Source organism: Streptomyces sp. NPDC034043 (assembly GCF_055575675.1).
Genome location: NZ_JBVISF010000005.1, coordinates 34,502 through 47,420, shown reverse-complemented (window position 1 = coordinate 47,420; position 12,919 = coordinate 34,502). Strand labels below are relative to the sequence as shown.

Genomic DNA, 12,919 nt, shown 5'->3' with positions numbered 1-12,919 from the left:
CCGTGTTGGCGACAGGTCGCAGGAGGCGTTCGTCATACCTTCAGATACTTGCGCAGCGCGACGAACGCGGCGAGCGAGGGCATCAGCAGCCCGATGACCAGCACCAGCGGCAGCTTGGCGAGGACCGCGTCCCAGCCGATGAAATTGATCAGTTCGAGCTTCTCGCGGAGCGCGATGCCGTGGTCGATCACGAAGTACTGCCCCGTGCCGAGCATCAGGCAGGCGAATACGGCACCGATGAGACCCGCGACGGCGGCCTCCATGATGAACGGCACCTGGATGTAGAAGCCGGAGGCGCCCACCAGCCGCATGATGCCGGTCTCGCGCCGGCGGCTGAACGCGGAGACGCGCACCGTGTTGACGATCAGCAGCAGTGCCACGATCAGCATGACCAGCATGATGCCGAGGGCCGCCCAGTTGAGGGTGCCGAGCAGGGCGAAGAGGTTGTCCAGCTCCTGGCTCTGGTCGGCGACCGACTGGACGCCGTCGCGCCCGGCGAAGGCGGAGGTGATGACCTCGTACTTCTCGGGGTTCTTCAGCTTGACCCGGAAGGAGTCGGGCATCTGGTCGGGCGTGACCACGGCGGCCAGGGCGGTGTGGCCGAAGCGCTCCTTGTAGTGCTTGTAGGCCTCGTCCGCGGACTCGTACATGACGGTCTGCACGAGGTCCATCTTCTTGAGCTCGGACTCGATGCCCTGCTTCTGCTCGGGGGTGACCGCCCCCTTGGAGCAGGGCCGGCCGGTGGCGGCCGGGGCTCCGGCGGCCGCGCCCGGGGCGGCGGCGCCCGCCGCGTCCAGGGCGTCGTTCTTGGTGCAGAGGTAGACGGTGACGTTGACCTTGTCGTACCAGTACCCCTTCATGGCGCTCACCTGGTCGCGCATGAGCAGGGAGCCGCCGAACAGGGCCAGGGACAGGGCCACGGAGATGATGACCGCGAAGGTCATGGTGAGATTGCGGCGGAGGCCGACGCCGATCTCCGACATGACGAACTGGGCGCGCATGACGTCTCAGGGCCTTTCAGTGCTGGTAGCCGTAGACGCCGCGCGACTGGTCGCGCACGAGCCGGCCCTGTTCGAGTTCGATGACGCGCTTGCGCATCTGGTCCACGATCTGCTGGTCGTGCGTGGCCATGATGACGGTGGTGCCGGTCCGGTTGATCCGGTCCAGGAGCTTCATGATGCCGACGGAGGTCTGCGGGTCGAGGTTGCCCGTCGGCTCGTCGGCGATCAGCAGGGCGGGGCGGTTGACGAAGGCGCGGGCGATGGCCACGCGCTGCTGCTCACCGCCGGACAGTTCGCCCGGCATGCGCCCCTCCTTGCCGCCCAGACCGACGAGCTCCAGGACCTGCGGGACGGCCTTGCGGATCTCCCCGCGCGGCTTGCCGATGACCTCCTGGGCGAAGGCGACGTTCTCGGCGACGGTCTTGTTGGGCAGGAGGCGGAAGTCCTGGAAGACGGTCCCCAGCTGGCGCCGCATGTGCGGGACCTTCCAGTTGGAGAGTTTCGCGAGGTCCTTGCCCAGGACGTGCACCTGGCCGTGGGTCGCCCTTTCCTCGCGCAGGACCAGCCGCAGGAAGGTGGACTTGCCGGAGCCGGAGGAGCCGACCAGGAAGACGAACTCGCCCTTGGCGATGTCGAGGGAGACATCTCTCAGTGCGGGCCGGTTCTGCTTCGGGTAGGACTTGGAGACGTTGTCGAATCGGATCACGGGAGCACCACGGTCGCCGGGAGTAGGTGACGGTGACCATACGCGACCGGACGCCGGGTGGGGACCCGTCATCCGGAGTTGCCCGATTTATCCGCGGGTGGGGAAGGAGCCCGACCGTGATTGCCCGGACGGGCCGCGCCGAATGCCGATGGAGCTGGCACAGTGGTGGGGGGAACGTACTCCGTCCCCGCGCCGTTGACCCTGACGAGGGGACGAGAGGAGGAGCGCATGACATATGACCGGCTCGTGTGCGCGAACTGCGCCGCACCCGTCAGCCAGGGCCGCTGCCCGGTGTGCCGGGCGAACCGGGAGCGCCTCCAGCAGGAGGGCCCCTTCGCCGGGATGAACCCGGCGGCACTCGTAGCGCTTCTGGTGGTGCTGGTGGCCGCGCTGGCGCTGGTGGCCCGGACCGCGTAGGGCGCGCCGCGTCCCGATCGAGACGATCGCGGTGATCACAGCGGATCACCGGCCACAGGCGGATCAGGCGTCATGGATCACGCGTGAACGGATCACACGTAATGGGGAAGGGCCTGGACACCAGCTGGTGTCCAGGCCCTTCCGCGTCATCACGCGCCGCGCGTGCTACGCGGTCTGCTCCTGCTGCTTGCGCCAGCGGATGCCGGCCTCCAGGAAGCCGTCGATGTCGCCGTCGAGCACCGCCTGCGGGTTGCCGACCTCGAACTCCGTGCGCAGGTCCTTGACCATCTGGTACGGGTGCAGGACGTAGGAGCGCATCTGGTTGCCCCAGGAGCTGCCGCCGTCCTTGAGGGCGTCCATCGCGGCCTGCTCCTCCTGGCGGCGCCGCTCGAGCAGCTTGGCCTGGAGGACGTTCATGGCGCTGGCCTTGTTCTGGATCTGCGAGCGCTCGTTCTGGCAGGAGACGACGATGCCGGTCGGGATGTGCGTGATGCGCACGGCCGAGTCGGTGGTGTTGACGCCCTGGCCGCCGGGGCCGGAGGCGCGGTAGACGTCGATGCGCAGCTCGCCCTCGTCGATCTCGACGTGGTCGCTGGACTCGACGACGGGCAGCACCTCGACACCCGCGAAGGAGGTCTGGCGGCGGCCCTGGTTGTCGTAGGGCGAGATGCGCACGAGGCGGTGGGTGCCCTGCTCGACGGAGAGGGTGCCGTAGGCGTACGGGGCCTTGACCACGAAGGTGGTCGACTTGATGCCGGCCTCTTCCGCGTACGAGGTCTCGTAGATCTCCGTCGGGTAGCCGTGGCGCTCCGCCCAGCGCAGGTACATGCGCTGGAGGCGCTCGGCGAAGTCGGAGGCGTCGACGCCTCCGGCCTCGGCGCGGATGTTGACCAGGGCCTCGCGCTCGGCGTACTCGCCGGAGAGCAGGGTCCGGACCTCCATCTCGTCCAGCGCCTTGCGCACGGACACCAGCTCGGCCTCCGCCTCGGCGAGGGTGTCCGCGTCGTCCATCTCCTGGGCGAGCTCGAACAGCACCGCGAGGTCGTCGATGCGGCCGCGCAGGGTCTCGGTCTTGCGGACCTCTGCCTGGAGGTGCGAAAGCTTGCTCGTGATCTTCTGGGCGGCTTCCGGGTCGTCCCACAGGGACGGCGCGGCGGCCTGCTCCTCGAGCACGGCGATATCTGCCCTCAGCTTGTCGAGGTCCAGGACGGCCTCGATCGACCCCATGGTCGAGGAGAGGGACTTCAGCTCTTCGGAAACATCGACGACTGCCACGGGTCAAGCCTAGCCGGTCCTCGGACGGCACTGTCCGGCCAGGCCGGATCGGACCGTACAGAGGAGCGTTGGTACGGGCGTACGCTCCTCGTATGACCGTTCCCCTCGTGAAGCGACGCCATGTGGACCACATGCGTGTGACCACGACGAGCTGTCTGCCGCCGGACCCCGCACAAGCCTGATCCACCCCGATCCGACTTAGGTCCTGTACGCGGCCACACCGCCCCGGCGCCATCCCTGCCGGCGGCGTGCTCCCTCCGCCTGCCCCGCCATCTCTGGGGCACAGGACCCCGTGACATCCGAAACGGAGCCGTCATGCCGTCCGCGCACCCTTCTTCTTCCACCACCTCCGCCGCCTCCGCCGCGCCCGCCCTCGCCGTGATCGACCTCTCGCGGGCGGACGACCCCGCCGAGCGGCCCGGCTTCCTGGAGCAGCTGCACGCCGCGGCCCGGGACACCGGCTTCCTGTACCTGACCGGCCACGGAATATCCGAGGCGGAGACCTCCCGCATCCTGGAGCTGACCAGGGCCTTCTTCGCTCTGCCGGAGGCCGACCGGCTGGCCGTGAGCAATCTGAACTCCCCGCACTTCCGGGGCTACACCCGCATCGGGCACGAGCTGACGGGCGGCGCCTCCGACTGGCGCGACCAGCTGGACGTGGGCGCGGAGCGGCCGGCGCCGGTGCTGGGGCCGCAGGACCCCGCGTACCTGTGGCTGGAGGGCCCCAACCAGTGGCCGGCGGCGCTGCCGGAGCTGAGGGAGGCGGTCCTGGGATGGCAGGAGCGCCTGGCGGGGGTGGCGCACCGGCTGCTCCAGGAGCTGCTGGCCTCGATCGGCGCACCGCCGGACTTCTTCGACGCGGCCTTCGCGGACCGCCCCCACCTGCACACGAAGCTGATCCGCTACCCGGGGTCCGCCCCGTCGGGCGCCGACCAGGGCGTCGGCGCCCACAAGGACTACGGCTTCCTGACGCTGCTGCTCCAGGACTCGGTGGGCGGGCTCCAGGTCGTCCGGGACGGCGGCTACGTCGACATCGCGCCACGGCCGGGGGCGTTCGTGGTCAACCTGGGCGAGCTGCTGGAGATCGCCACCGAGGGGTACCTGCGGGCCACCGACCACCGGGTGGTCAGCCCGCCGGGGGCGGTGGAGCGGTTCTCGGTGCCGTTCTTCTACAACCCGAGGCTGGACGCGGTGGTGGAGACCGTCCCCGGGGAGTACCTGCGCTCGGCGCCGGGCGTCGCGCACGACGCGTCGAACCCGCTGCACGCGGAGTACGGCCGCAACGAGCTCAAGGGCTGGGTCCGGGCCCATCCCGAGGTCGCCCGCCGCTGGCACCCGGACCTCACCTCCGTGTAGTCCGGGCGCGAGGGGCGCCGCGGCGCGGCCTACCGGGGGTGGGGCGGGGCCGACCGGCCGCCCTTGCCGTCCTGCGGCGGGGGCGCCGGGTCGTCGCCCGATACGGCGAGCCAGCTGCCCAGGCCCACCGCCGTCACCAGGGCCAGCGCCGCCGCGGAGAGCACCAGGCGCCGCTTGCGGGCGGCCTCGGCCCGGTGCCGGGCGGAGCCGGGGCGGTGTCCGCCGGCGGGGCGCGGGACGCGGGCGGTGCCCCGTGCCCCGCCCGCCAGCTCCTCCGGGCCCGGGACCCGCATGGAGGTGTGGGTGTCCCGGTTGGAGTCGGTGGCGGAGCCCGGGACCAGCGGGACCACGCCCCGCCTGCGCACCGGGTCGGCGGCGGTGTCGGGCTCCCGCTCGGGCTCGGGCTCCGGGTCGGCGTCGTCCGGCTCGTCGACGTCGAGCGGGGGCATCCCGGCGAGCAGCGGCAGCAGGTCCCGCAGCCGGACCGACAGCTCGGAGGCGCGCAGCCGCGAGGCGGGGGCCTTGGCCAGGCACTGGACCATCAGCTGCCAGAGCTCGTCGGGGATGCCGGGCAGCGGGACCACGGTCTCCGTGACGTGCCGGCGCAGTACCGCGCCCGGGTGGCCGCCGCCGAAGGGGGTGAAGCCGGCCAGCAGCTCGTACAGCACCGTGGCCAGGGCGTATATGTCGACGGCCGCCCTAGGCGGCAGGCCCTCCACTATCTCCGGGGCCAGGTAGTCGGGTGTTCCGATGATCCGGGTGGTCGGGGCGGCGCTGCGGCCGCCGGTGGCCCGGCGCGGGGAGTCGATGAGCTTGGCGACGCCGAAGTCGGTGAGCAGCGCGGGGTGCGCGCCGCCGGGGCCGAGCGGTCCCTGCATGTCGAGCAGGACGTTCTCCGGCTTGACGTCGCGGTGGACGACACCGGCCGCGTGGGCGGCGGCGAGCGCGTCGGCGACGTCCGCGACGATGGCCACGGCCGCCTCGGGGGCGAGCCGGCGTTCGCGGTCGAGGCGCGTGCGCAGGTCCGTTCCGCGTACGAGGTCCATGACGAGGGCGAGGTCGTTGCCGTCGACGACGAGGTCGCGCACGGAGACGACGTGCGGGTGCTCCAGTCCGAGGAGCGCGCTGCGTTCCTGGACGAATCGTCCGACCAGTTCCTGGTCGGAGGCGAGGTCCTCGCGCAGCAGTTTGACGGCGACGGGGCCGTCCGGCCCTTCGCCGAGCCACACCGTGCCCGCGCTGCCGCGCCCCAGGATCTGGTGGGCGGTGTACCGGCTGCCGATCTTCCGTGCCACGACTGCTCCCTCAGCGGCTGGCGTAACGGACCAAAGCTACGCGGCCGAGCGGGGGTTGGGGTCGCCGGATCGCGGCGACCTTCACTTCTGCGGGCGAAATCACGTCCTGGATGTCGACAAATCAACAAGGTCGGCGCTACGGGGCGTCCCGGGGCCCCCGGACGGAGTCCGGGGGGAGGCCCTCAGGAGGTCCCGCCGCCGCTGCCCGTCGAGCCTCCGATGGAGCCGATGAAGTCGGCGACCTCGGTGCCCCAGCTCCAGATCTGGTCCCACCATCCCTTGCCGGTGCCCACCCATTCCTGGAGCGGGGTGAGCTCCCAGATCAGCCAGCCGCCCACGAAGAGCAGCAGGATCATCACCAGGCAGCCCTTGAGGCAGCCGAGGCCGGGGATCCGGACCGGGTTCGCGCTGCGGCGGCGCGGCTCGCGCGGCGGGCGGGGCTCGCGCGGGGCTTCCTGCTGCGGCCGGCGCTGCTGCCGCGCGGGCGGAGGCTGCGGCGGCTGCTGCTGGGGCTGGCGGTACTGCGGCTGCTGCTGGGGCGGCTGCTGCTGGTACGGCTGGGGCTGGTAGTGCTGGGGCGGCTGCTGGGCGTACTGCTGCGGCGGGGGCTGCTGCTGGTACTGCTGCTGCGGCGGTGGGGCCGGGCGGTACTGCTGCCGGGGCGGCTGCTGGGGGGGCGGCGGCATCTGCGGTGCCGGGCGCTGGGGACGCCGGCGCAGCGGGTCCTCGGCGGGGTCGAGGTAGTGCATCTGCGTCTGCTCGTTGCGGTCGCGCGCGGCCCGCATCTGCGACTGCCACGGGTGCGGCGCGTCGGGCTGCTGCACCGGGGGCATGACGGAGGTCGGGTCGGGAGCGCCGGGGCCGCCGGGTGCTCCGGTGGCCGGCAGCACGGTGGTGGCGTCGGCCCCGCCGACCGGCGGGAGCACGCTCGTCATGGCGTTCGGGTCGTACGCGTCGGCGGGGGCGGCGGCCGGGCGGCCGGGCAGCACCTGCGTCGGGTCGGCGTTGCCGGGGTTCCCGGGACCGGCCGGGACCGGGGCGGGCGAGGGGTCGGGCGCGAGCAGGGCGGCGACCCCGAGGGCGGCCTCGACCTCGTCGGGCGAGGAGTGGACGCGGATGCCGGCGGCGACCACGCGCAGGCCGCGGGCCAGGCTCTCGGCGCTGGGCCGCTCGTCGGGCTCCTTGCGCAGGCAGTGCTCGATGACGATCCACAGCGCCTCGGGCACGGCGGGGGGCCGCTGCGGCTCCTCGCTGAGGTGGCGGTGCAGGACCTCGAGCGCGGTGCCGCCGGCGAAGGGCGGGCGGCCGGTGACCAGCTCGTAGAGGAGGATGCCGGCGCCGTAGATGTCGACGGCGGAGGTCTGCGGGCGGCCCTCGGCGGACTCGGGAGCCACGTAGGCGGGGGTGCCGACGAACTCGTGGGTGCGGGTCAGACCCGGGGAGTCGGCCAGGCGCGCGATGCCGAAGTCGGTGAGCATCGGCTTCATCTGGCCGTTGCTCTCGTCCAGCAGCACGTTGGCGGGCTTCAGGTCGCGGTGGACCACGCCGTCGGCGTGGCTGGCGGCGAGCGCGTCCGCGATCTGGGCGGTCAGCAGGCTCGCGGCGACCGGGCTGAAGGGGCCGTTCTGGCGGATGTACTTGTGCAGGTCCGGGCCGTCGACGAGGTCCATGACCAGGGCGAGCAGATCACCCTCGACGACGAGGTCGCGGGTGCGCACGATGTTGGGGTGGGTCAGGCGCAGCAGGACGGAGCGCTCGCGCAGGAAGCGCATGACGATGTCCGCGTCCTGGGCCAGCTCCTCCTTGAGGACCTTGATGGCCACGGTCTCGCCGGGCTGGCCGGCGACGGCGGCCTCCGCGCCGGCGGTCTCCCGCTGGCGGGCACGCCAGACGGTGCCCGTGGCGCCGCGCCCGAGCGGCTCCTCGAGCAGGTACTTGCTGCCGACTGGCCGCACGTCTCGCGCTCCCTGCTGTCGTCTTTCCGGCTGATTCCACCGGGTGGGTTTCCGGCCCAACTCTAGGGGGTGTCCCGCTGGAAGACGCGGGTCGGCGGAGGTTGGTTGCCGCACATATGTGCGAAGGGTGAGTTTTGTGGGGTATGCCGGGGGCGCATTTCCCTGTGTTTCCCCCGCCGGAGTGGCGCGTTCCTACCGGTGGGCGAACCGCGCCACCACGATCCAAGATCATTTATCGGCGGGTGCCGGGCGTGTTGCGGGCGACAGGTGCGAGGATGCACCCGTACGGAACGGCCGGGACGGGAGCCCTGCCTTCCGGCAGACCTGAACGGACGAGGCGTCCGTGCCGGGCGGGGGTGTCGATCGGGCGGGCAGGTCCCGCCGCTGCCCCTGCCGGGCGCACGCACGCACCGCGCACTGCGCTCCGCGCAGAAGGGACCGCTGACGGCGATGCAGATCCGGCTGACCGTCCTCGGGTCGCGCGGCGGCCACCAGGCCGCCACCGCGCCCGCCGGCTGTGACGTGCTCGTCACCGCGCCCGCCGGGACCCCGCTGGCCGCGGTGGCCTCCGGACTCGCGGCGACCGCGGGCGGCCCCGACACCGGCGGCACCGTGGTGCTGTACGCCGGTTCCCGCCGCCTCGACCCCCAGCGCGCCGTGCTCGGCGAGCCGCCCCTGGTGGACGGGGCCGTACTGGCCCTGCACACCCCCGGGCCGGACACCGCCGCCGTCCCGGCCGGGGACGGGCCGGGCACGCCGCAGCTGCACGTGGTGGCCGGACCGGACGCGGGCGGGGTCCACCTGCTGCACCCCGGGGCCGTGCGGATCGGGCGCTCGGCCGACGCCGACGTACCGCTGGACGACCCCGACGTGTCGCGGCTGCACTGCGCGGTGACCGTGCTGCCGGACGGCCGGGTGACCGTGGCCGACCTCGGCTCGACGAACGGCACCACGCTGGACGGCGCCGAGGTCGGGGCGGGCGCCGTCCCGCTGGCGCCGGGCGCGCTGCTGCGGATCGGCGAGTCCACCCTCCGGCTCGCCCCGCCGGGCGGCGATCCGGCGCTGGCGGTCGTCCCGGACCTGGAGGGCCACCTCGGACTGGCGGGCCCCTCCCCCGACGGGGACGCCGCCCCCTCCCCGGCCCCCGCCCCCGGGGCGGCCGCGGAGCACCCCGCGGCCGGGGACGCCGGTGCCGGCCCGGGCTCGGGCTCCGGCTCCGTCGAGGGCCTCTCCCCGCACCCCGACGGCACCGCCGGCGAGGAGCCCGGCGCTGCACGGCGCCGGCGCGGCGGGATCGGCGCCTGGGCCCGCAAGTGGGTGCGCGGAGAGGAGGAAACCCCCGGGCAGCCGGCCGGACCGGAGGCGCCCGCGGTCGCCGGGCCGGACGAGGACGACCCCGCGGCGCTGCTGCTGGCGGCGCTCGGGCCCACCGGGCGGCTGTGGTCGCGCGGCGCCGGGCACCCCCGGTTCCTGGAGGCGGGGCTCGGCGCGGGCTGCCGGGTCTCCCTGCCCGAGTGCGGCTCGCTGGGCATCGCGGGGCCCCGGGCACGGCTGACGGGGGTGGCCCGGTCGGTGGTCGCCCAGCTCGCGGGGCTGCACGCGCCGACCCGGCTGGAGGTCGTCCTGCTGGCCGCCGACCGCGCCCGCCCCCTCGCGGAGCGCCGCCGCGACTGGGGCTGGCTCGGCTGGCTGCCCCACGTACGGCCGGCGCACGGGCAGGACTGCCGGCTGCTGCTGGCGTACGACCGCGACCAGGCGGCCGCCCGCACCGCCGAACTGACCCGGCGGCTGGACGACAGCCCGCTCGGCGCCGGCTGGGCCTCCGCCGGCCCGGCCGCGCTGCGGCAGGCCGCCGCCGCGTACGAGGGCCCGCGCACGCTCGTGGTGCTGGACGGCGACCCGGGCACGGCGGCCCTGCGCGACCTCACCGGACGGCTCGCCTCCCACGGGACCGCGGCGGGCGTCCACCTCCTGGTGCTCGCGGAGACCCCGGCCGCCACCGCCGCCTCCCCGGTGGCGGCGACGTACGAGGCGGCCTGCGCGGCCACCCCGGCGTTCCGCGACTGCGGCCGGATCGCCCTGCTCAGCGGCGATGTGGCCACGGCCGTACGGAGCTTCGCGGTGAACGGCGGCCACCCGGTCGCGGCGGGCCGTACGGCGGTGGCCGACGGCGTCTCGGCGGCCTGGGCGGAGCGGTTCGCCCGGGCTCTGGCCCCGCTGCGCGCGGACGGCACCCCGACCGAGGGCGGCGCGTCCCGCCCGGCCGCGGCCACCCTCCCGGCGGCGTCCCGGCTCCTGGACGAGCTCGGGCTGGCCCGCGCCACCCCGGCGTCCCTGATGGCCCGCTGGGCGGAGGCCACCGACCAGGGCCAGGGCGTCGGCGGACTCGCGGAGATCGTCCTGGGCACGGGCCGGCGCGGGGCGGTCGGCGCCGAGCTGGTCCACGACGGCCCGCACCTGCTGGTGGAGGGCCCCGCCGGGAGCGGCCGGACGGAGCTGCTGCGCTCCATCGCCGCCTCCCTGGCCGCCGCGGCGCGCCCCGACCGCCTCGGCCTGCTCCTCCTCGACGGCGCCGGCGGCGAGCGCGGCGACGGTCTCCAGCCGTGCACGGAACTCCCGCACGTGTCGGCCCACCTCGTGGCCTCCGACCCGCTGCGCATGCGGGAGTTCGCGCAGGCCCTCGGCGCCGAGCTGAAGCGCCGCCACGAGCTGCTGGACGGCGTCCCGTTCACCGAGTGGCACGCCCGGCGCGAGCTGTCGGAGCGGATGGTCTCGCCCCGCCGGCCCTCCCCGGGCGAGCTGCGCGGGGACCTCGACCCCTCCCCCGGCACCGCCGGCTGGGGGGACCCCGTGCGCACCGGCACCCTGCGGCTGCGGGCGGCCGCCACGCGTACGGAGCCGGCGGGCGGGCCGACGCCGCTGCCCCGGCTGGTGGTGCTGGTGGACGACTTCGACGCGCTGGTGGCCCCGGCGCTGGGCAGTCCGGGCCGGCAGGCCGCCGGTTCGGTGGTGCGGATCCTGGAGGGCGTGGCCCGCGAGGGCACCCGGCTCGGGGTGCACCTGGTGGTGGCCAGCGCCCGCCCGGAGCGGACCGCCGACACCGAGCCGGCCCGGCTGGCGACGCTGCGGGTGGAGCTGGACGCCCCGGACCAGCCGGGGCCGGGCCGGGGGCGGCTGCTGTACGCCGACGGCCGTGCGGTGCCCTTCCAGGCGGGCCGGGTCACCGGCCGGATCCCGCGCACGGCGACCCTGAGGCCGACCGTGGTGCCGGTGGAGTGGGAGCGGATGGGAGACCCTCCGGCCCGCCGTCCGGTGCGCGAGCTGGGCAACGGTCCGACCGACCTCGCGCTGCTGGCCAGCGCCCTCGACCGGGCCTCCCACCTGGTCTCGGCGATACCGGTGCCGTTCCCGCCGGCCCCCTGACGCTCCGCGGCTCCCCCGCCACGCGGTATTGCGGGGGTGCGCGGGTCGGCGTAGACCTTGTGGCACGCAGCACACCACGGGCACGACGGCATCGGGGGCGAGAGCATGCGCGTACAGCACGGAACCGGCCACACGAAACGCACGGCGGTCAGAGCCTGGACGGCGCTGGCCGCGGCGGGCGCGCTGGCGCTCACCGCCTGCGGCGGCGGGGGCGGTGACGGCGGCGGCACGGGCGGGCCGTCGCAGGCCGGCCGGCAGGACGAGCGCACCGTCGAGTTACCGCGGCTGCCCGGCGAGAAGCTGTCGGTCGCGGCGGTCTGGACGGGACCGGAACAGGCGAACTTCACGAAGGTGCTGAAGGAGTTCGAGAAGCGGACGGGGGCGAGCGTCACCTTCGTCCCGGCGCAGGACCCGATCGTCACCTTCCTCGGCACCAAGATCGCGGGCGGTCAGCCGCCGGACGTGGCGCTGCTGCCGCAGGTCGGGGCGCTGGTGTCGGCGGTGCGCAACAAGTGGGCGCAGCCGCTGGGTCCGGAGGCCGGGGCGCAGCTGGAGGCGAACTACTCGCCGGGCTGGCGCGCGCTCGGCGCGGTCGACGGCACCCAGTACGGCGTCTACTACAAGGCGGCCAACAAGTCGCTGGTCTGGTACAACGCGAAGGCCTTCGAGGCGGCGGGCGTGAAACCCCCGGCGACCTGGAAGGACTTCCTCTCGGTGGCCGACACGCTGTCCGCGTCGGGCACCGCGCCGGTGTCGGTGGCGGGTGCGGACGGCTGGACCCTGACGGACTGGTTCGAGAACGTGTACCTCTCGCAGGCGGGTCCGGAGAAGTACGACCGGCTGGCGCGGCACGAGATCAAGTGGACGGACGACAGCGTCCGGCAGGCGCTGACCACCCTCGGGCAGTTGTTCGGCCGCAAGGACTTCTTGGCGGGCGGTCCGAGCGGGGCGCTGTCGACGGAGTTCGCGAAGTCGGTGACGCAGACCTTCACGGGCGGGGACCGGCCGGGGGCGGCGATGGTCTTCGAGGCGGACTTCGTGGCGGTGACCATCGCGCAGACCGGGGCGAAGGTGGGCGAGGACGCCTTGGTCTTCCCTTTCCCAGCGGTGGGAGCGAAGGCGCCGGTGGTGTCGGGCGGTGACGTGGCGGTGGCCCTGAAGCCGGGGAAGGGGGCGCAGGCGCTGCTGACCTTCCTGGCGTCGGCGGACGCGGCCCGGATCCAGGCCCGGGAGGGCGGGTTCGTGTCGCCGAACAAGGCGGTGGACTTCGCGGTGTACCCGAACGACATCCAGCGGGGCATCGCCAAGGCGCTGATCGCGGCGGGCGACGACTTCCGTTTCGACATGTCGGACCGGGCTCCGGCGGCCTTCGGCGGGACTCCGGGCGCCGGCATGTGGAAGGCGCTCCAGGACTTCCTGGCGAACCCGTCGGACGTGGCGGCGGTGCAGGAGAGGCTGGAGGCGGAGGCGGCCAAGGCGTACGGGAACTGA

9 protein-coding genes are annotated in these 12,919 nt (G+C 74.2%); 4 read left to right on the top strand and 5 right to left on the bottom strand.

What is annotated here, in order from left to right; all coding sequences use genetic code 11:
- Positions 1–32 precede the first annotated feature (32 nt).
- Both ftsX and ftsE read right to left on the bottom strand, forming a co-directional pair.
- A complete protein-coding gene (gene ftsX / locus ACZ51S_RS13995; RefSeq protein WP_388940837.1) occupies positions 33–1,001 on the bottom strand; it encodes a permease-like cell division protein FtsX in 969 nt (322 codons plus the stop codon).
- Positions 1,002–1,017: 16 nt separating this feature from the next.
- Positions 1,018–1,707 carry a cell division ATP-binding protein FtsE gene (ftsE, locus tag ACZ51S_RS13990; protein WP_007264414.1) on the bottom strand — a complete coding sequence of 230 codons (690 nt, stop codon included), beginning with the start codon at positions 1,705–1,707 and terminating at the stop codon, positions 1,018–1,020.
- Positions 1,708–1,935: 228 nt separating this feature from the next.
- Between ftsE and ACZ51S_RS13985 the strand changes: the two genes are divergently transcribed.
- Positions 1,936–2,124 carry a hypothetical protein gene (locus ACZ51S_RS13985; RefSeq protein WP_468478002.1) on the top strand — a complete coding sequence of 63 codons (189 nt, stop codon included), beginning with the start codon at positions 1,936–1,938 and terminating at the stop codon, positions 2,122–2,124.
- Positions 2,125–2,289: 165 nt separating this feature from the next.
- On the opposite strand, the gene prfB is transcribed toward ACZ51S_RS13985, so the two are convergent.
- Positions 2,290–3,399 carry a peptide chain release factor 2 gene (prfB, locus tag ACZ51S_RS13980; protein WP_388940832.1) on the bottom strand — a complete coding sequence of 370 codons (1,110 nt, stop codon included), beginning with the start codon at positions 3,397–3,399 and terminating at the stop codon, positions 2,290–2,292.
- Between the two features lie 315 nt (positions 3,400–3,714).
- Between prfB and ACZ51S_RS13975 the strand changes: the two genes are divergently transcribed.
- Entirely contained in the window at positions 3,715–4,755 is a 1,041-nt protein-coding gene (locus tag ACZ51S_RS13975) for an isopenicillin N synthase family dioxygenase (protein WP_468478003.1), read from the top strand.
- A 29-nt stretch (positions 4,756–4,784) separates the two neighbouring features.
- Here ACZ51S_RS13975 and ACZ51S_RS13970 read toward each other — a convergent pair whose 3' ends face one another.
- Positions 4,785–6,050, bottom strand: coding sequence for a serine/threonine-protein kinase (locus ACZ51S_RS13970; RefSeq protein WP_468960845.1), 1,266 nt, complete (start codon positions 6,048–6,050; stop codon positions 4,785–4,787).
- A 182-nt stretch (positions 6,051–6,232) separates the two neighbouring features.
- Entirely contained in the window at positions 6,233–8,005 is a 1,773-nt protein-coding gene (locus ACZ51S_RS13965) for a serine/threonine-protein kinase (protein WP_468960843.1), read from the bottom strand.
- A gap of 450 nt (positions 8,006–8,455) precedes the next feature.
- Here ACZ51S_RS13965 and ACZ51S_RS13960 point away from each other — a divergent pair, with 450 nt between their 5' ends.
- Together ACZ51S_RS13960 and ACZ51S_RS13955 are read left to right on the top strand one after the other, a co-directional pair.
- Positions 8,456–11,428 (top strand): FtsK/SpoIIIE domain-containing protein, encoded by a 2,973-nt coding sequence (locus tag ACZ51S_RS13960; RefSeq protein WP_468478006.1) that lies wholly within the window; start codon positions 8,456–8,458, stop codon positions 11,426–11,428.
- Positions 11,429–11,533: 105 nt separating this feature from the next.
- Positions 11,534–12,919, top strand: coding sequence for an ABC transporter substrate-binding protein (locus tag ACZ51S_RS13955; RefSeq protein ID WP_468802116.1), 1,386 nt, complete (start codon positions 11,534–11,536; stop codon positions 12,917–12,919).

Excerpts from the sequence above, each read along its gene's own strand:
- ftsX (WP_388940837.1), bottom strand. The coding sequence starts at position 1,001 with ATGCGCGCCCAGTTCGTCATGTCGGAGATCGGCGTCGGCCTCCGCCGC.
- ACZ51S_RS13985 (WP_468478002.1), top strand. The coding sequence starts at position 1,936 with ATGACATATGACCGGCTCGTGTGCGCGAACTGCGCCGCACCCGTCAGC.
- ACZ51S_RS13975 (WP_468478003.1), top strand. The coding sequence starts at position 3,715 with ATGCCGTCCGCGCACCCTTCTTCTTCCACCACCTCCGCCGCCTCCGCC.
- ACZ51S_RS13960 (WP_468478006.1), top strand. The coding sequence starts at position 8,456 with ATGCAGATCCGGCTGACCGTCCTCGGGTCGCGCGGCGGCCACCAGGCC.
- ACZ51S_RS13955 (WP_468802116.1), top strand. The coding sequence starts at position 11,534 with ATGCGCGTACAGCACGGAACCGGCCACACGAAACGCACGGCGGTCAGA.